Annotated in this window: 9 protein-coding genes; 1 reads left to right on the top strand and 8 read right to left on the bottom strand. The window is 71.2% G+C overall.

Annotation, left to right across the window (positions count from 1 at the left end; genetic code table 11):
- Positions 1-15 precede the first annotated feature (15 nt).
- From ACFXHE_RS09585 to ACFXHE_RS09575, 3 genes are read right to left on the bottom strand one after another with little or no spacing between them, the layout of a single operon-like run.
- Positions 16-351 carry an MmcQ/YjbR family DNA-binding protein gene (locus ACFXHE_RS09585; protein WP_364605618.1) on the bottom strand — a complete coding sequence of 112 codons (336 nt, stop codon included), beginning with the start codon at positions 349-351 and terminating at the stop codon, positions 16-18.
- A complete protein-coding gene (locus ACFXHE_RS09580) occupies positions 348-1,751 on the bottom strand; it encodes a SagB family peptide dehydrogenase (protein WP_379381565.1) in 1,404 nt (467 codons plus the stop codon). Before ACFXHE_RS09580 ends, ACFXHE_RS09585 begins: the two co-directional genes overlap by 4 nt.
- Positions 1,748-2,743: an ABC transporter substrate-binding protein gene (locus ACFXHE_RS09575; protein ID WP_379381563.1), complete on the bottom strand. Its 996-nt coding sequence runs from the start codon at positions 2,741-2,743 to the stop codon at positions 1,748-1,750. Before ACFXHE_RS09575 ends, ACFXHE_RS09580 begins: the two co-directional genes overlap by 4 nt.
- 191 nt (positions 2,744-2,934) lie before the next feature.
- On the opposite strand from ACFXHE_RS09575, the gene ACFXHE_RS09570 reads away from it, so the two are divergent.
- Positions 2,935-4,029: an AMP-binding protein gene (locus tag ACFXHE_RS09570; RefSeq protein ID WP_379381561.1), complete on the top strand. Its 1,095-nt coding sequence runs from the start codon at positions 2,935-2,937 to the stop codon at positions 4,027-4,029.
- A 99-nt stretch (positions 4,030-4,128) separates the two neighbouring features.
- On the opposite strand, the gene ACFXHE_RS09565 is transcribed toward ACFXHE_RS09570, so the two are convergent.
- Genes ACFXHE_RS09565 through ACFXHE_RS09545 form a run of 5 tightly spaced genes read right to left on the bottom strand, consistent with a single transcriptional unit; the run spans position 4,129 to position 19,016 of the window.
- The gene (locus ACFXHE_RS09565; protein WP_379381559.1) at positions 4,129-8,721 is read right to left on the bottom strand and encodes an amino acid adenylation domain-containing protein; all 4,593 of its coding nucleotides are present in this window, start codon (positions 8,719-8,721) and stop codon (positions 4,129-4,131) included.
- Positions 8,718-13,778, bottom strand: a complete 5,061-nt coding sequence (locus tag ACFXHE_RS09560; RefSeq protein WP_379381558.1) for an amino acid adenylation domain-containing protein — start codon at positions 13,776-13,778, stop codon at positions 8,718-8,720. Before ACFXHE_RS09560 ends, ACFXHE_RS09565 begins: the two co-directional genes overlap by 4 nt.
- Positions 13,779-13,796: 18 nt before the next feature.
- Complete coding sequence (gene nbtC / locus ACFXHE_RS09555) at positions 13,797-16,955, bottom strand: nocobactin polyketide synthase NbtC (protein ID WP_379381556.1); 3,159 nt, start codon at positions 16,953-16,955, stop codon at positions 13,797-13,799.
- Positions 16,948-18,264: a polyketide synthase gene (locus ACFXHE_RS09550; protein ID WP_379381554.1), complete on the bottom strand. Its 1,317-nt coding sequence runs from the start codon at positions 18,262-18,264 to the stop codon at positions 16,948-16,950. Before ACFXHE_RS09550 ends, nbtC begins: the two co-directional genes overlap by 8 nt.
- Positions 18,261-19,016, bottom strand: coding sequence for a thioesterase II family protein (locus ACFXHE_RS09545; RefSeq protein ID WP_379381552.1), 756 nt, complete (start codon positions 19,014-19,016; stop codon positions 18,261-18,263). Before ACFXHE_RS09545 ends, ACFXHE_RS09550 begins: the two co-directional genes overlap by 4 nt.
- Positions 19,017-19,124: the final 108 nt, after the last annotated feature.

The following is a 19,124-nucleotide window of genomic DNA, read 5'->3' as shown; positions in this document are numbered from 1 at the left end:
GCGGGATCCGGCCGTTCAGGCCGGATCCACCAGTTCCCGGGGTGCGGCCAGCCGCCAGGAGTCGGTGACGATGGCCGTCAGTTCGTCGTGGTCGTCCAGGGCGGCGAGTCGCACCCGCACCCACGCGTTCCCGGCCTCGTGCGGGGCGATCCAGAATTTCTCCGGCTCGGCCTGCACCAGTTCGTCCCGATCCACGATGGGGCACCGGACCGCCATGGAGGTCTCGTTCTCGGGCAGGGTCAGGAACAATTTCCCGGCCACCCGGAATGTGGGCATCTGCCATTCGAACTGCTCGGTGGTGCGCGCCAGCGCGAGTGCCACCGCCCGCACCTGATCCCCGGTCGCCGTCATGATCTCGATGCTCCCAGCCGGGTATGACACCCGGACCAGCGGTCCCCGGCGGGGGTGCCGAGGATCATGCTGCCCACATTGCATTCCTCCAGTTCGTCGGCACCGGTGGCGGCGGTGAAGGCGGCGGTGTCGGAGAAGCCCTGGGCCACCGCGCCGAGGTTCATGGCGGTAGCGGTGAGGTAGAGGGTCTGCATGAGGACGCCGACGTGTTTGAGGATATTGGCGTAGGCGACCGACTCGTAGGACCACATGACCCGGCCTGCCCGAGCCGAGATCAGCAGCAGCAGTTGGGGTTCGGCGGCGTTGGCGAGGGTGGCCGTGGTGGTGCGCAGGAGTCGCTGGACCGCGGGGGAATCGGCGGGGGCGACGGGGCGCAGGGCATGCTCGAAGGAGTCGTAGTGGTACATGCCGGGGGCCAGGCCCTCGACAGTGCGGACCACAGGATAGAGCTCCAGTTCGTGGACGCTGCCGCCGGAAGGGTAAGGGCGGGAAGGGAGTTCGCCGCCGTCCGGAGTGGACTCCACCGAGCGGGTGCGGGCACTGCGGTAGAGCAGTTCGGCCAGCTGGGCGACGGTGATCGGCCGGGCGTCGTCGAAGGACCGGCAGGAGCGACGGTCCTCGAGGACGGCGGTCAGGGCCGGGTCGGTGGCGCGGAGGGTGGCGAGGTCCGGCGCCGGGAGCGCGATCGGGGCGCCCGGGTAGGGCGCGCGCTGCGCCGGGCGTTGCGGGAACTCGTCTTTCGCCCATGCCGTGGGGCCGAAGTTGTCCCAGGTGACGGTGCGGGAGCCGAGGGTGCTGCGCCGGTGGAACCAGAGGTCGGGGGCGCTCCAGCTGCGGGTGGTGAAGTCGCGGTCCTCGACGGTGGGGTCGGCGGTGAAGCCGCCCCAGCGCAGGTCGGCGGCGATGCGGGCCGAAAGGGACTCGGGCAGGCCGAGTTCGGTGGGATCGGCGCCGGCGGCGAGGGCCAGCAGGCGGGGGTCGTGGACGCGGAGATCGCACCACGAGGTGGGGTGTTCCAGGACCAGGCCGTCCGGATCACGGTGGATGACAGTGAATTTCGAGAGGACCGTGCGCGGCCCGCCTCCTGCGCTCGGACGTGCGGGCGGGGTGGTGAAGGGCCGCAGGGTGTAGAGGTCCCGGTCGCCGTCGCGTACGGTGACCTCCAGCCAGCCCGCCCCGGCCAGCCGATCGAGAAGGGTTGCCACCGAGTCGGATTCGGCCGCGAGCTCGCCCGTCGTCGCCGGACCCTGATTGAGGATCTTCAGCGCCTGGCTCTGGGCCGGGGTGAGCCCGGTCAGCTTCTCGTTGTGCGGCGGGTTCAACAGGACCGCGCCGCCGGGGACGGTCAGGCAGGTGACGCCGAGGCGGAGGGCGTAGCGGATGTCGTCGGTGCGGATCATTTGGCGGCGTTGGCGAGAGCCGGTTCGAGCTTGTCGAGCAGGTAGGGCAGGGCCAGCGGGGTGGGCTGGTTGATGGCACTGATCTCCTGGACGGTGAGGAAGACCGCCGAGTTCTTCTTGACCGAGGGCAGCGCGCCGAATCCCGGTAGGCCGCGGTACTTCTCGTCCATGCCGGGCGAGTAGCCGGCCAGCAGCAGGTCGGAGTCGAGTTCGTCGAGGCGTTCGGGCGAGAGGGCGAGGCGCCCGCCGGAGCCGCCCTGGTCCACCAGATGCTGCGGGATGGTCATGCCGAGCTGGGTGAACAGGCGGCTGGACCCGTCCTTGGGGTCGGTGAGCACCATGAGCTGCGACGGCCCGGCCAGCCAGGAGCTGATGAAGGTCTTGTTCTTCAGGCCCGGATTGCGTTGCGCGATACCGTCGATGCGGCCGTTCAGGTCGGCGACGAGCTTGTCGGCGGCGTCGGTCTTGTGCAGCACCTGGCCGAGCGCGCGCACCTGGTCGGCCCAGGGCGTGACGGCCTCCTTGGTGAGCCCGGGCAGGGTGGGCGCGACCTTGGACAGGTCACTGTAGGTCTTGGCGTCGGCGATGAACGGGTCGGCCAGGATCAGGTCCGGGTTCAGCGCGGCCACCTGTTCGGCGAGGTTGCCGGTGGTCTGCAGTGCGGTGGACTTTGCCAGCGCGGCCGGTTCCCACGGCGGTGCGCCCTTGCTGAGCACTGCGATGTTGTCGATGTAGCCGACCGGGGTGACGCCGAGCGCCTGCGCGGTGTCGAGCCACTGATTGCCCAGCGCCACGATGCGGGCCGGGGTCCCGTTCACGGTGGTCTGCCCGAGGGCGTGGGTGATGGTGACCGGTTCGCCGCCGCCGGCGGCAGAGTCGTCGGACTTCGATCCGCAGGCCGCGAGCCCGAGGGCGAGCAGGCTCACCACGGCCGCAGTGGCGGCTCGCGCGGTGATCTTTCGCCCGCTACGCGCGGTGAACGCCGACTTCATCGTGACTCTCCTGTCTGCCGGTGCCCACCCGTTCAGGGGCGAGCGGTAGGTGAGCCTAGCCTAATTTTCTCGAAGGGTGGGGACCGTTGTCGCCGATTCGATCCCCTACGGGGTGGTCGATCGTGCCCTTGATCGATTAGGTTAGGGTTGCATAAGTTAGAACCCGGGGGTTTGGAACGATGGAGCGAGCGGTGCCGGAAATCTTGTCCGCCGTCGAGCGTCACCGGCTCGTCGACGAATGGGCCAATGGCGTCGAACTGTACGACGTGCCGTCGGTCTCCATGCTCATCGAGTGCGGTCGCCGCGTGCCGTCCCTGCGGACCGCTGTGCGCTGCGGCGATCACATCCTCACCTATGCCGAGCTCTTCGAACGCCTCGACGGCGGCGTCACCGGGACCGCCGGGCCTACGCTCGACGATCTGGCCCGCGTGCTGTGCGATATCGCCGCGGCCGCCGAATTCGGCGCGGTGCTGGCCGAACTGGGGCCGCACGGCACCGGCATGAAGCCGGTCGCGGTGGCCGCGGCCGCCGACGATCGCCGCGCGGTTGCCGCCGATCAGCGCTCCTGCCCCATCGACCGGGCCTACGGCTCGCCGGATGTGCGTCTGCTGGCCATCCGCTGGGATACCACCGACGCCGCGGTGGAACTGCTGGCCACGCTGGCTGACGGCGCGACCCTGGTACTGTCCACCGCCGCCCAGCGCGCGGACGCGGCCGCCCTGGCCGAGCTGATCGCCCTGAGCGCCTCGACCCATGTGGTGGCCGACGCCGGGACCCTCGCGAACCTGGCCTTCCTGCCCTCCCCCGCGCTGCCGACCGTGCGGCGCTGGGATGTGTTCGGAAACGACTGCCCGGCCGCGCTTTCCGCCCTGCTGCGCGAACTGGCCCCCGGGTCGTGCGCCGGATTCGCCTACACCACACCGGAATACGCGGGCGTCGCGGCGCGCGGACCGCTGGACGGCTCCGGCCGGGTGCGGCCGATTCCGGGCGCGCGGCTGCTGGTGCTGGACGAGTCGCTGCGGCTGGTGCCGCCGGGACGCTCCGGGCGGGTGTACATGGGTGGTTCCGCGCTGGCGCTGGAATTGGACAGCGCCGCCGAGGGTTTCGTGGACGACCCCTTCGTGCCGGGCGGCCGGCTGGTACGCACCGACACGCACGGCGGCTGGACCGCCGATGGCTGGCTGCTGCTGGACATGACCGAATCCGTTTCTCCCACAGCGCCTTCGGCCACCGAGTCGATCCCCGCGCCGGGCCGGGACGACACCACCGGCTACGCCGCGGCCTGACGCCCCCGCACCGCATCCTCGACCGATCGCGCAGCTTCTCCTGCGGTACCGGCCGCCCGCCTGCTCTCCCGGGGCGGACGGCCCTTACCGCCCGAGTGATCAGGACACGGCGACTGCCAGGGCGGCCAGGCTGCGCTGCCAGAGTTCGGTCAGGCGGCTGGCTTCCGCTGCGGTGAACAGGGTTTCGCTCCAGCGCCAATTGGTCGTGAGCTGCGGTCCCTCCGGGGTCGAGCCGATGCCCGCGATGACATCCAGTGCGTAGCGCAGGGGTAGGTCGGGTTCGGGGTCCAGGGGCAGTGCCTCGTTGAGCGGGCCGGTGAGCAGGGACCAGGATCGGGTGTCCTGCCCGCTGAGGTCGACTCGGCCGAGGTAGTTGAACTCGATCTGGGGGTGCCGTGCGGTGGCTAGTTCGGGGACGCGGGCGGTGTAGCGGAGCAGGCCGTAGTCCAGGCCCTGGCCGGGGATGGCGGACAGGTGCGCGGTCACCGACTCCAGGAGGGCGCGGGCCGCGGCCGGATCCTGTTCCGCCCGTTCGGCATCCACCGTCTCGCCCGCGCCGAGCCGGATCGGGAACACGGTGGTGAACCAGCCGAGGGTGTTGCTGGTGTCGGTGCCGAGCAGGTCGTCGGCGCGGCCGTGGCCCTCCAGGGCGAGCAGGGCGCCGTGGGCAGGATCCTGGGCGCGCTCGCGCCGCCAGCTCGCCAGGGTGATGGTGAGGGCGGTGAGCAGTAGTTCGCGCACACCCTCGTCGCGGGTGAGCGCGGCGAGCAGGCGGGCGGTGACCTCGACCGGGGTCACGGCGGTGGCGACCCGGAGGGAGGACCAGGTGTCGGTGTGCGGGTAGGGGATGCGGCGGCCGATGGCGGGGTCGGGGGCGGCGAGCTGGTCGTGCCAATAGTCCTGCTGTGCACGGACTTCCGCGGACTCGGCCCGCTCCGCCATGCGGCGCGAGAACTCACGGTACGAGGTGGATTCGGGCAGGGCGGCGCCCTCGTTCAGGGCGGCGATGAGCAGGTGCCAGGAAACCACGTCCACCGCCAGGTGGTGGATGGTGAGCAGCAGGACATCGCCGTGCTCGGTGCCGGAGAACCAGACGGCGCGCACCATATCGCCGGTGCGCGGGTCGATCTGGTCCATGACCGTACGGGCCGCGGCGTGGACGGCCGCGTCGGCGTCGGCGGGATCGGCTGTGTGCGTGAGGATGTCGGCCGCGCGGACCGTGCCCGGCGCGGCGGTGACCAGGCGTGGGCCGTCATCGGTGTCGACGAGGCGTGAGCGCAGGGTGTCGTAGCCGTCGAGGACGGCCTGCAGCGAAGCCTCGAGGGTGTCGCGGTCGATGCCGTCGGGCAGCCGGAGCAGGGCGGACTGGGTGAAGCGGCGGTAGTTGCCGTACTCGTACATCCACGAGACGACCGGAAGCGGCTGCACCGCACCGTAATCCGCCACCCTCTCCGCTGTGGTCGAGTCCGCGGCGTCGAGGGCAGCGGCGAGTTCGCGCAGGGTCGGGGTGGCCAGCACCATGCGCGGGGTGAGGGTGAGGCCGCGGCGACGGGCCTTGTTGACCAGGGAGATGGCGACGATGCTGTCCACGCCGAGGGCGAAGAAGTCGTCGTCGAGGCCGGGGGTGCGGCCGTCGAAGAGTTCGGCGAGGACCTCGGCGAGCTCCTTCTCGGTGGCGGTACTGGGCGCGGCGGCCGATCGGGTGTCGGCAAGGGCGGCTTCGGCGAGCCGCGTCAGCTCGGGGCCGTCGAGTTTGCCGTTGGCGTTCACCGGCAGCCGCGGCAGGGCGAGCACACGGGCCGGAATCATGTAGGCGGGCAGGCCTTCCGCGAGCGCGGCGCGGGTGCGCGCGGGATCGACGGACTCGCCCCGCTCCCCCACGACGAATCCGACCAGGCTCGCCCCGCCCGCGCGGCGCACCACGGTGACGGCGGCGGTGTCCACGCCGGGCAGTCGCCGCAGGGCGGTCTCGATCTCGCCGATCTCGATGCGGTAGCCGCGCACCTTCACCTGCGCGTCGGCGCGGCCCAGGTAGCCGAAGCCGCCGTGGGGCAGGCGGCGGACCAGATCGCCGGTGCGGTACATGCGCCGGCCGGGCCGGAAGGGATCGGCGACGAAGCGGTCGGATGTGGTTGCGGCGCGGCCGATATAGCCGCGGGCCAGCTGCGGCCCGGACAGGTACAGCTCGCCGACGACGCCGCCGGGTACCGGGCGCAGCCTGGAATCCAGGACGTAGCCGGACATTCCGGCGTTCGCGGTGCCGATGGTCGGAGTGTCGAAGTCCGCGACCGGGGCCACCACGGCCTCGACGGTGGTCTCGGTGGGTCCGTAGCAGTTGTAGACCGCGGTGCCGGACCGGCCTTCGGACGGGGCCAGCGCGCGCAGCCGCGACCAGAGCGCGGCGTCGATGGCCTCACCGCCCAGCGCCAGCACGGGCAGCTCGCGGTCCACCAGCCCGGCGGCGTTGAGCTGGGCGAACATCGACGGGGTGGTATCGATCATGTCGATGTCGTGGGCGATCATGCCCGCGCACAAGCGCTGCGCGTCACGCATTTCCGTGGCGTCGAACAGGTGGATGGTCTGCCCGGCGAGCAGGCCCACCATGGGCTGCCAGGAGGCGTCGAAGCTCAGCGACCAGGCGTGCGCGATGCGCAGGGGCCGGCCCAGGCGGGCCATGGCGGGCCGGTAGACCCGGTCGCGATGGTCGGCGAAGTAGGCCATGAGGGCGGCATTGGTCCCGGCGACGCCCTTGGGTTCGCCCGTCGAGCCGGAGGTGAAGATGAGGTACGCGAGCTGGTCCGGGTGGCGGACGACGCGCGGGAGTTCGACAGGGGCGGCCGAGGGTTGTTCGGCGGCAAGGGGATCGCCGAGGAGCAGCACCGGCACCCGCTGCTCGCCGACGGCTGCGACGCCTGCACCGGACCGCGGGGATTCGGCGGTTTCGAGCAGATCGCGGGTGTTGTCGTCGGTGACCACCAGCGTCGGCCGCGCCTGCCGGAGGATCGACTCGATGCGTGCGGCGGGCAGCGTGATATCCACCGGCACATAGGCTCCGCCCGCGGCGAAGGCCGCGAGCACCGCCACAATCGATCGCATGGTGCGTGGAAGCACAAGCGCTACCACTGTTTCCGGGCCGACACCCTGCGCGGCGAACTCGGCGCCGAGCCGGACGGCCGCGTCATGCAGGGCGCGGTAGGTGTACCGGGAGCCGGAGCTATCCTGGAGCGCAACGGCTTCCGGCGTGGCGGCCACCTGCCGCTCGAACAACTCCCAGACCGAGGCAGCGTCGGCGACTGCGGTCGTGGGCCCTTCCGTCATCGCGGCGGGCGAGACGGGGCTGATCGGCGCTGCGGACATCGCCTGCTCCGACGCGGTGAGCACGCTGAGCGAATCGGGTGTGGCCGTATCGGTTTCCGGTAGTTGCCGCAGCAGCGCGAGCAGCCGCTCGCCCAGGTCCGCGGCCGGGAAGTAGGGCAGCGCGGCGGGCATCACCTCGAGCTGGACCAGCAACTCGTCGCCGCTCATGTGCGCGACCACCGTGAGCGGGTAGTGCGCGAGGCTCTCCATCTCGACCGGACGGAAGCAGGCGCCGTCGGGGGCGGTGACGGTGCGGATGGCGTCGTCGATGGGGGCGTTCTCGAAGACGAACAGCGTGTCGAAGAGGGTGCCGTGCCCCGCGGCGCGCTGCACGGCCGACAGGCTCAGGAAGCCGATGTCACGCATGGCGGCGCACTCGCGCTGCAGGCGGGTGCACTGGTCGGCGATGGAGGTGCCGGAGTCCAGATGGTGGGCGACGGGCACGGTGTTGATGAACAACCCGACCATGCCCTCCACGCCCGGAAGCTGGTCGGGCCGACCGGAGATGGTGGTGCCGTACACGATGTCGCGGCGATCGGTGAGCCGGCCGAGCAGCACCGTCCAGGCGAATTGCACGGCGGTGTTGAGGGTCAGCCCGTGCGCACCGGCCCAGGTACGGACCCGGTCGGTGTCGGCGGAGGACAGCAGCAGGCGGGTCTTCTCCGGCACGGCGTTCGGGCCGACCGGCGCGCCGTCCGCCAGCATGAGCGGACCGCTCACCCCCGCGAGGTAGTCGACCCAGCGCTGGGTGACCGCGGCGGTGTCCTGTGCGCCCAGCCACGCGATGTAGTCGCGATAGGGGCGCGGTTTCGGCAGTGCCGCAACGGATCCGCCGGACCGGTAGACGGCGAGCAGTTCGGTGAAGAACACCGCCACCGCCCAGCCGTCCATCAGGACGTGGTGGGCGGTGAGGATCATGCGCCGGGTGCCGGTGTCCGGCACGGTGAGCAGCAGGATACGCAGGGCCGGACCGCGGCTCAGGTCGAACGGCGTGTGTCGTTCGGCCGCCGCGATGGCGTCGAATTCCGCCGGCCGCGCCGACTTTTCGGTCCAGGGCAGTTCGGCCTGTGCGGGCACGATCTGCACCGGCCGCGGCACGTTCTCGTCCCAGAAGGCGGCGCGCAGGTTGGGATGCCGGTCCAGCATGGCCTGCGCGCTGCGCCGCAGCAGCTCGGTGTCCAGCGGTCCGTCGATGTCGACCACGAACTGCATGGTGTACAGGTCGAGGCCGTCACCGCTGAGGCGCGACAGCGAGAACAGCCCCTCCTGCAGGGGGCTCAGCGCCAGCACGTCCTCGATCTGAGGTGGCGCGGTGCGGTTTTCGGTGGTGGTCATCGGGCCTGCCAGGACGAGGTGAGGGCGGCGAGGGCGTCGGCGTCGAGGCCGGAGGCGCTCATGGGGGCGGATTCCTCCTGCGGGATCGACTCCGTTTGCGCGGCAACGGGTTCGGCGGCGTCGACCGCGGCGGCGAGTTCGGCGATGGTGAGATGCTCGAACACCAGCTGCGGGCTGAGCGGCATGCCGAGCGCGGTGGCGCGGGCCGACCACTGGATGGAGATGACGCTGTCGCCGCCGAGGGCGAAGAAGTTGTCGTCGGCCTCGACCTCGCTGATATCCAGCAGCTCTTCGAGCAGTTCGATGAGCGCGCGTTCGGTGCGGGCGTGGTCGCCGGTGGCGGCGGCGCGGGTCGCCGCGGCGGGCGCGGGCGGGGCGAGCAGCCGCTCCAGCCGGTCGACGGGCAGCACCTCGAGCTCGACCACGGTGCGGTCGGGCGCGGTGGCGTACGCCTCCAGGATGGTGGCCAGCGCGGTCGCGATGTGCTGCACGGTCTCCGGGTCGTACAGGTCGGCATTGGCGACCAGGCGCACGGCCAGGCCGCCGTCACCGGTGACGTTCACGGAGACATTGAGGTCCAGGAAGGAAACGTCGAAGTCGACCGGCAGCACGGTGGCGGTGGTCGTGCCCGCCACGGCCAGGGTGGCGGGCGCCCAGTCCGCGCCGCGGAAGTGCAGCATGCTCTGGAACAGCGGGTTCCGGGAGCGCGAGCGCGGCGGGTTGAGCGCCTCCACCAGGCGTTCGATCGGAAGTTCCTGGTGCGCCTGGGCATCCAGGACCACGTCGCGGCCGCGCAGCACGGTATCGCGCAGGGTCGGGGTGCCCGACAGATCGTTGCGCAGCACCGCCATATTGGCGAACAGACCAACGAGCGGGGCGGTCGCATCGTCGACGCGGCAGGCCACCGGGGTGCCGAGGGTGATGTCCGTGCCGCCGCCCAGCTTGTGCAGCAGGGTCGCGACGGCGGCCTGGTACACCATGAATTCCGTTGCGCCGCAGGCCTCGGCGAGCGCGGTCAGTCCGGAGCGCAGGGCGGTGGGCGCCGCGAAGGTGGCGACCTCGCCGCGCTTGCCGAGGACCGCGGGCCGCGGCCGATCAGGGGCGACATCGATCTGGTCCGGCAGACCGGCGAGGGCGGCGCGCCAGAAGTCCAGCTGCGCCCGGCCGTAGTCGCCGGGCAGGCCATCCGCACCGGAGGCGAACGCATCGTGCTGCCACAGCACGTAATCCGGGTACTGGATGGCCAGCGGGGTCCACTGCGGCGCCCGCCCGCCCTCGACCCGCGCACGGTAGGCGGCGACCAGGTCCTCGAGCAGGATGCCCAGCGACGCGTGGTCGGCCACGATGTGGTGGACCAGCAGCGACAGCACGTGCGTGCCCGGGTCGAGGACCAGCAGGCGGGCCCGCAGCAGCGGCTCGGATTCGACCGTGAAGGGGTAGCGGCCGATCTCGGCGAGCTCGTCCGTCAACCGGTCGGCCTCGATGCCGGTGATCTCGAGCTCGACCGCCCCGGCGGCTCGCACCACCTGGTACGGAACGCCGTCCTGCTCACCGAAACCGGTGCGCAGCGCCTCGTGCCGCGCCACCACATCGGCGAGCGCGGCGCGCAACGCGGCGATATCGATGCCACCGTCGAACCGGACGGCGAAGGGTAGATTGCCGACCGCGCTCGGGCCTTCCATGCGGTACTGGAACCACATGGCCAGCTGCGAGTAGGACAGCGGTAGCCGGTCCGGACGCGGGCGCGCGGTGACGGCCGGACGCCCGGAAGCCGGTGCGGCACAGGCTGTCTCGGACGTCTCCACGTCGTCGTCCATGGCATCCAGGTCGATGCCGAACTCGTCGCGGAACCGCGCGACCAGCCCGGCGGCCAGCGCGGCCGGAGTCGGGGTGTCGAACACGATCCGCACATCCAGCTCCACGCCGAACTCGGCGCGGACCTGCGCGACCAGGCGCGCGGCCAGCAGCGAATGCCCACCCAGTTCGAAGAACGAATCATCCGCACCCGCCGTCGGAATCCCGAACAGCTGGGTGTAGATGGCACACAGGCGGCGCTCGGTGGCGGTGGCGGGCGCGCGGTGCACCCGCTCCACCGCGGGCGCCGGCGCGGGCAGCGCCCGCTTGTCCAGCTTGCCGTTGACGGTCAGCGGGATCTCGTCGATGACGGCGAAAGCGCTGGGCACCATGTACTCCGGCAGCGCGGCGGCGGCGTGGGCGCGCACCTGGTCCACCTCGACCGTCGCACCGGCCGCGGGCACCAGGTAGGCGGCGAGCTGTGCGCCCACGGCCGGATCCTCGGTCACGATCACCACGCAGTGCCCGACGCTCGGATGCGCGGTCAGCGCCGACTCCACCTCGCCGAGCTCGATGCGGAAGCCGCGCACCTTGACCTGCTCGTCGGCGCGGCCGACGAAGTCCAGCTCCCCGAACTCATTGCGGCGGGCCAGATCTCCGGTGCGGTAGAGCCGCGCGCCGGCGGTGAACGGGTCGGCGACGAAGCGGCTCGCGGTGAGTGCGGGCCGGCCCAGGTAGCCGCGCGCCAATTGCGCACCACCCAGGTAGATCTCGCCGACCACCCCGGCGGGTACCAGCTGCAGGGCCTCGTCGAGCACGTAGGCGTGCACGTTCTGATTGGGTACGCCGATGGGCACGATCCCGGTGCCCTGCGGGCCCGCCACCGGCTGATGGGTCGCGCACACCACGGCCTCGGTCGGCCCATAGTGATTGCGCAGTTCGGCGTCGAAGACGGCGGCGAACCGGTCGGCCACCTCGCCCGGCAGCGCCTCGCCGCCCACCGGGACATGGCGCAGCGCACGCCATTCGCTCACCTCGGGCAGCAGCAGGAAGGTGCCGAGCATGGACGGCACCATGTGCAGCACGGTCACGCCGCGGCGGGTGATCAGATCGGCGACATAGCGGATGTCGCGGAAGGCATCGGGTTTCGGCACGATCAGCCGCGCGCCCAGCGCCAGGGTGACGAAGATGTCCAGCAGGGAGGCGTCGAAGCTCACCGAGGACGATTGCAGCAGCCGGTCGTCGGCGGTCATGCCCCATTCGGCGGTGAAGCTCACCACGTGCTCGGCGATGGCGGCGTGCGAGACCGGGACGCCCTTGGGCTTGCCGGTCGAACCCGAGGTGTAGATGACGTAGGCCAGGTTTGCCGGGAGCAGCGGGCGGACGCGATCGGTGTCGGCGGGATCGGTGTCCGGCAGCCCGGCGGCGGCGTCCTCGGCGGCGTCGAGTTCGACGCGGCCCAGCACCAGGCGCGGACCCGCATCGGCGATCAGGTAGTCGATGCGGTCGTCCGGGTAGGCCGGGTCGATGGGCAGGTAGGCCGCACCCGCCTTGAGCACGCCGTAGACGGCCACGATGAACTCGACCGAGTTGCTCATGCGCAGGGCGACGATGTCCTCGCTGCCGATGCCCTCGCGAATGAGCCAGTGCGCCAGGCGGTTCGCGCGGCGGTTCAGGTCGGCGTAGGTGAGTTCGAGGTCGTCGGAGACCAGGGCCAGGGTGCCGGGTCCGGCGGCGACACCGGCCTCGAACAGGTCGACCATGGTGGCCGGATCGGCCGGCACGTCCGCGCCGCGCGACTGTTCCAGGATGGCGAGGCGATCGTCGCCGCCCAGCATGTCGAGGTCGGCGAGCCGGCCGCCAGGGGTGCTCAGCGCCCGATCCAGCAGCCGCACATAGTGTTCCAGCATGCGCTGTACCAGCGGCCGGGGCAGCACGTCCACCTGGTATTCGGCCTCGAGCACCGCGCCGTGCGCGCTCTCGGTCACGACCGCGACGGCCAGCGGGACCTGCGCGGTGGGGGCGCCCAGTTCGTCCAGCTGGGTCGAGGTGACGCCGTCCAGCGCGAAACCGTCGGCGCTCTTGCGGACACTGAAGCCCAGGCGCACCAGCTGATCCATGCCGTCCCGTCCGGCGACGCGCTCCGGGTTCACCTCGCGCACCACGCGGTCGACGCCGACGGCCTGATGGGCGAAGGCGTCCAGGCAGGTGCGCTTGGTGGCCGCGACCAGGCCGGTGAAAGTCTCGGCGCGGTCGAAGGTTTCGCGCAGCAGCAGGGTGTTGCCGAAGTAGCCGATGAGCTGTTCGGCAGCCGCCGACCGGCGATTGGTGACCGGGATGGAGATCAGGAAATCGTCGGCGGCGGTGTAGCGCTGGATCAGGGCGGCGTAGCCGGCGAGCAGCACCATGAACGGGCTGGCCGCGTGCTCGCGGGCGAAGACGTCCACCCGGTTCAGGAGATCGGCGCACAGCGCGACGGTGCAGCGGTCGGCGCGCTTCGACGGCGCGACCACGGCCGAGCCGGGCAGTTCGAGGGGTTCCGGCAAGGGGCGCAGGGTGTGCCGCCAGTAGGCGATGTCCGCCTCGTCCTCGGCCGGGGCGTCCAGGACCTCGAGATCGACGAACTGCGCGGCCGGGGCGGCCGTCCGGGCTCCGTTGTAGGCGGCATTGAGGTCGGTGAAGAACACGCCCCAGGCGTCGTCGTCCCAGCAGCTGTGGTGTGCGGCCAGCAGCAGCACCCACTCCGCGGTTCCGGTGCGCACCAGCGTGATTCGCAGGGGCAGCTCGGTGGCCGGGTCGAAGGGGCGGCCGAATTCCCGGCGGGCCAGCACCTCCACCCGCACCGGGCGGGCGGGCTCGGCCAGGCCGGTCAGATCGTGCGATTGCCACGGCAGCGTGATGTCGTCGGCGAACACCTGGAACGGCTCGCCGTCCGCGTCGGTACCGAAGGTGGTGCGCAGTACATCGTGCCGGGCGAACACCGCCGCCACCGCGGTCCGCAGGCGCTGCTCGTCGAGCGCGCCGGTGAGCCGGTACGCCACACAGATATTCAGCGTGGTGTCCTCGGGGTCGCGCGTCTGCAGGAACCACATGCGGCGTTGCCCGGCCGACAGCGGGCGCCGCTCTCCGGCCCGGGTGCGGCGCACCGGCGCGCCGGTGGCGGCGGCCAGGCCCTGCTCGGCGAGCCTGCGCCGCAGCAGTTCCCGGCGGCGGTCTACGACGGAGGTTCCTGCCACGGTCACGGTGGCATCGGTGTCTGACATGAAATCTGGCCCCTAGCCCTAGTTGGTGTTCTCTGCCATCAGCAGCACGACATCGTCCAGCGACGCGCCGCCCAGGATGGCCGCGACCGGCAGCTCCCGATCCAGCGACGCCTGGACCCGCTTGCGGAAGTCCAAGGCCTGCAACGAATCCAGGCCCAGTGCGACCAGCGGCGTGGAGCGGTCGATGGTGTCGCCGGCATCGATGCCCATCACCCGCTCCAGTTCGGCGAGCACCTGGTCCGCCAGCGGGCGGTCCGGTGCCGACGCCACCGGCTGGTGATCAGCGGCAGGCACTGGCGGATTCGTCTCTGCGACAGGCCGATTCGCGCTCACATCCGCAGCTGCCGTATCCGCGATGCGCGATGGCGTAATCGTCTCGGGCTCAGGCACTTCCGACAGCACAGCAGCCTGGCCGAAGGCTCCCATGACGTCACGCAGGAACGGCCAGTCGGCGGAGATCACCACCGCGTCGGTCGGCTGCCCGGTGAATCCCGCGGCGATGGCGTCGGCCGGATTCATGGGGTACACCCCGGCGCCCTCGACCCGCGCCATACCCGCCGCATCGAGCGGACCCGCGACACTCCACAGGCCCCACTCCAGTGCGGCGCAATCGATCCCGCGCTCACGCAGGCGGCGGGCGAGAATATCCAGCATCCGGTTGGTGACGGCATACAGAATCTGTCCGCGCCCACCGAGTGTCGCGGCCATGGACGAGCACAGCAGCACCCGGCCATTCGGACGCAACGGCACCGCGTCGAGCACCGCCTCCAGGCCCAGCACCTTCGACGCCGCGGCGGTGGCGACCAGCTCGGCGGTGATCTCCTCGATACCGGCGTCCACGTAGTTGACCGCCGCATGGACGAGCAGGCTCACCGGCCGCTCCCCCAGCCCTGCCGCAAGGCGCGCGACGGCGTCCGCATCGCTGACATCACAGGCCGCGACCACGATCTCGGTGGCACCGAGCGCGCGCAATCGCACCACTTCCGCGGCGGCCGAACCGGATTCGCCGGACCGGCTCACCAGCGTGATCCGCCCGGCGCCCTGGCGCGCGAAATGCTCGGCGAACAACAGCCCGAGCTTGCCGGTGCCACCCACGATCAGCACATGATCGAGCTCAGCGGCCTCCCCCGGCACAGACTCGTCCGCGACCAACCGCTTGACGAACACCTTTCCGCCCCGCAGCGCCACCTCCGGCTCACCCGCCGTATGCAGTGCCGCGACAACGCGATTCGCCTCCCCGGCTCCCGCATCGGCCGCAAGATCCAGATGCCGGAACAGCACCCCGGGCTTCTCCAACCCGACACACCGGAACCCGGACGCCACGGCCCCGTGGAACAACTGCGGCACCGTATCCTCCGGCACCACAACCTCACCCCCGACCGTCACCAGCCAGACCTCACCGCCCGCACGCACATCCGACACCGCGGACAGCCAGGTGCGCGCGGCGAAGAACTCCGTCAGCTCCGCCACCGCGTCCACGGCAGTCGACTCGGGCAGCGCGGGCCACAGAATCACCACGCTGTCGAAGTCCGCCTGCTGCGGCGACTCCTGACCGGTGTCGAGGCCCGAGGCGACCTCGGTCGGCTCGAGGGCGGTGGCGGTGGCGCCGTAGCGCTCTGCCGCGGCGAGGAGGGCGGACAATTGGTCGGCCCAGCGGCCGGTGGGGTCGAGGAAGGCCAGGCGGCGGGGCGGGGTCAGGGAGCGGCGCTCCCAGGGGGTCCACTTCTCCACCAGGCGTTGGGGTTCGGGGACGGCCGGGGTCGGCGGGTGCACCGTCTCGGGGGCGTAGCCCGGGTTCGCCCACAGGCGCTTGGGGTTCATGATCGTGTGGGGGAAGTCGCGCAGCGGGAGGGCCGGGGGCGCGTCGGTGCGCAGGGCGGTCCAGTCGTAGACGAGGTCGTGGACGGCGATGGCGGCCAGGTTGCGGGTGAATTCGCGCAGGGAGGTGGCGGTGCGCAGGGAGGTGCCGAGGACCTTGAAGTCGCGGGGGCCGCGAGACGGGTCGCGCGGGACCAGGGAGAGGTTCTCCTGGAGGGCCAGTTGCAGGACGGGGTGTTCGACGACCTCGATGAGGGTGTCGATGCCGTCGGTGGCGGCCGCGACCACCGCGCGGTCGAAGCGGACCCGGTTGCGCAGGTTCCAGTACCAGTACTGTTCCTGGATCAGGTCTGCGGTGATGGGGGCGCCGAGAGTCGCTCCGTAGCAGGGGATGTCGGTGTCCGTGAAGGTCGGGTCGGTCAGCTCGCCGCCGAGGAAGCCTTCGAATTCGGTGCGCAGCTCCGCCACGATCGAGGTGTGTGCGGGGTAGGCGACGCCGATCTCGCGGGCGAAATGGCCGCGCTCGGTGGCGGTGGCGACCATGTCGGCGATGGTGTCGCGGTCGCCGGAGATGGCCATGATGTGCGGGGCGTTCACCACCGACAGCTCGGCCCAGCCCGAGTGGCGGGCCAGCAGCGCCTCGCAGTCCTCACGGTTCATGGCCAGCACGGCCATGGCGTAGCCGCGCGGCGAGAGGCGCTCCACCAGGCGCGCGCGGTGGGTCACCACCAGCACGGCGTCGCGCACCGACATGACCCGCGAGACCGCGCCCGCGGCCAGCTCGCCCTGGCTGTGGCCGACGGTGGCGGCCGGGCGCACGCCGGCGGCCTGCCACATGGCGGCCAGACCGGCCATGTGGAACATCAAGGCGGGCTGCACCTCCCACACCGTGTCCTGGTACGCGCCCGCGGTGCCGAGCAGATAGTGCAGTGGCTGATCGTGGCCGAAGCGCTCGGCGTGCACGGCCGCGCACTCGTCGACGGCGGCCCGGTAGTGCGGGGACTGGTCGTAGTACAGCGCGCCCATGCCGGGACGCTGACTGCCCTGACCGGGGAACACGAAGCCGATCCGGCGCGCGGTGGCGGGCCCGTCACCCAGCACCACCGCGGGATGCGAGGTCCCGTCGGCGACGGCGCGCAGGGCATCGAGCAGGTCCGCACGCCCGGTGACCATGGCCAGCGCCCGGTAGCGTCGGGCCGTGCGGATGCGGAACAGCATGTCCGCCACCCGATCCGGGGCGACGGCGGGCCGCTGCTCCAGGTAGGCCAGGATGCCCGCGGCCTCGGCGCGCACGCCGTCGGCGGTGTCGGACGAGAGCAGGACGGGGATGCTGCCATCCGGCAGCCGGTGGCTACACATCGTTTTCCTCCAGCTCGGACAGGCTCACGAGGGCATGGGCATTGGTGCCTGCGACACCGAACGAGGACACGGCCGCGTATCGCATGCCGTCCACGGCCGGCCAGGGTTCGAGTTCGGTGGCGAGCCGCAGAGTGGTCTCGGCCCAATCGATTTCGGCGGTCGGCCGGTCGGCGTGCAGGGTGGGCGGGATCTGCCCGTGCGCTCCTGCCAGCAGCACCTTGATCAGGCCCAAGACCCCGGAGGCGGCCTGCGCGTGACCGGCATTGGATTTCACCGAGCCCAGCCGCGCCCCTGCGGCGGACGGGAGACCGTAAGTGGCTGCGAGCGCGGCCAATTCGAGCGGATCGCCCACCGGAGTGCCGGTGCCGTGACCCTCGATGAGCCCGACCTGTCCGGCGGAAATCCCGGACACGGCCAGGGTGTCGCGGATGAGCCGCTCCTGCGCCGCGGCGCTCGGCACCGCGATCGGCGCGCCCTTGCCATTGTGGTTCACGCGCGAACCCAGCAGCCGCCCGTACACCCGATGCCCGAGGGCACGCGCCCGCGACTCCCGTTCCAGTACAACGACTCCCGCGCCCTCGCCCCACAGCGTGCCGGTGGCGTCGGCGGAGTAGGACCGGCAGTGGCCGTCGGCGGCCAGCGCATTGTTCTTGGAGAACTCGTAGAACGCGCCCGGCGAGCCCATGACGCACACCCCGCCCGCCAGCGCCCACTCGCACTCCCCCGCCCGAATCGCGGCGGCCGCCTGATGCACGGCGGTGAGCGCGGACGCGCACGCGGTGTCGACGGTGACCGACGGCCCGATCAGGCCCAGCCCGTGCGAGATCCGTCCGGCCACCGCGCCCAGCGCGGTGCCGGTGGCCCGGTACCCGCTGTACTCGTTGACCGAGGCTACCCGCGGCCCGTACTCCATGACCGAGGCGCCCATCCAACATCCGGCCGAATCACCGTCCACCGCACCGGGATTGATCCCCGCCTGCTCGAGTGCCCGCCAGGCCACCCGCAGGCCGACCCGCTGCTGCGGATCCATGGCCACGGCCTCGCGCGGTGTGATGCCGAAGAACAGCGCATCGAAGTCGGTAGCGCCGGTGAGGAACCCGCCGGCGTCCGGCACCGCGCCCCAGCCCTCGTGCCGGTCCAGGGTCAGCAATTCCGCCAGCGGCCATTCCCGATCACGAGGAAAGGGGCCGAGCAATTCCCGCCCGGACGCCAGGGCCGCCCAGAATTCCGGCAGTGTGTCGATGTCACCGGGCGCCTCGATACCCATGCCGACGATCACAATGGGATCGCCGGAATCCAGCGCGCTCACGCGACGACGCTCTTCTCGGCTACCAGCAGTTCTGCGATGCCGTCGACATGATCGTTGAGATAGAAATGCCCGCCCGCGAACAGGGTCACCCGAATTCCGCCGCGGCTGTGGCTTTCCCACGCGTACAGATCACGCGGCGCGACGCATTCGTCCTCGTCACCACCCAGCACCAGAATCGGCGCGTCCACGGCAATATCGTGCGCGCACGAATACGCGTCGAAGGCACGGTAGTCGGCCTTCATGACCGGCAGCGCCATGCGCAGTACCTCGCGACTGCCCAGCACCTCCGCACCGGTGCCATTGAGCGCCGACATGTGGTCGAGCAGGGCCTCGTCCTCGGTGGGATGCCCCGGCAGCGCGGCGACCCGGGCAGGTGCGGCAGCCGAGGAGGCGACCAGCAGTCGCACGCTCAGCCCCGCGGCCTCGGCCAGGCGGGCGAATTCGAACGCGATCACCGCGCCCATGCTGTGCCCGAAAATCGTGAGGGGAACACCGGTTTCATGCGCGGATTCCCGGAATTCGGCGAAGGCCCCGGCCGCGATGTCGGGCAGCGTTTCCAGGGCCGCCTCGCGGGCCCGGTCCTGACGGCCCGGGTACTGGAACACCACGACATCGAATTCAGCAGCCAGCGTCCTGGCGAAAACCCGATAGGCGGAGGCGCCCGCACCGGCGTGCGGGAAGATCAGCAGCGGTGGCGCGGATTCCGCACTCGGGGCCTGAAATTGCCTGATCCAGCCGAGTTCCCGTGGCATTTCCCGCATCTCTCCTACGCAACTGCCCGACCGCATTCGGCGTCGGTTCCGCTTGTCCCCCTTGCAATGTCCGGGCAACCGTAACACCACCTACTTAGTATAGGCTAG

This window comes from Nocardia sp. NPDC059229, assembly GCF_042754165.1.
Taxonomy (GTDB): domain Bacteria; phylum Actinomycetota; class Actinomycetes; order Mycobacteriales; family Mycobacteriaceae; genus Nocardia.
Note: the sequence above shows the minus strand (reverse complement) of the source record. Positions and strands in the feature narration are given on the sequence as shown.

What these genes read in the sequence shown, in the direction of transcription:
- ACFXHE_RS09575 (WP_379381563.1), bottom strand. Translation starts at nt 2,743, where the DNA reads ATGAAGTCGGCGTTCACCGCGCGTAGCGGGCGAAAGATCACCGCGCGA.
- nbtC (WP_379381556.1), bottom strand. Translation starts at nt 16,955, where the DNA reads ATGTGTAGCCACCGGCTGCCGGATGGCAGCATCCCCGTCCTGCTCTCG.
- ACFXHE_RS09545 (WP_379381552.1), bottom strand. Translation starts at nt 19,016, where the DNA reads ATGCCACGGGAACTCGGCTGGATCAGGCAATTTCAGGCCCCGAGTGCG.
- ACFXHE_RS09560 (WP_379381558.1), bottom strand. Translation starts at nt 13,778, where the DNA reads ATGTCAGACACCGATGCCACCGTGACCGTGGCAGGAACCTCCGTCGTA.
- ACFXHE_RS09565 (WP_379381559.1), bottom strand. Translation starts at nt 8,721, where the DNA reads ATGACCACCACCGAAAACCGCACCGCGCCACCTCAGATCGAGGACGTG.
- ACFXHE_RS09580 (WP_379381565.1), bottom strand. Translation starts at nt 1,751, where the DNA reads ATGATCCGCACCGACGACATCCGCTACGCCCTCCGCCTCGGCGTCACC.
- ACFXHE_RS09585 (WP_364605618.1), bottom strand. Translation starts at nt 351, where the DNA reads ATGACGGCGACCGGGGATCAGGTGCGGGCGGTGGCACTCGCGCTGGCG.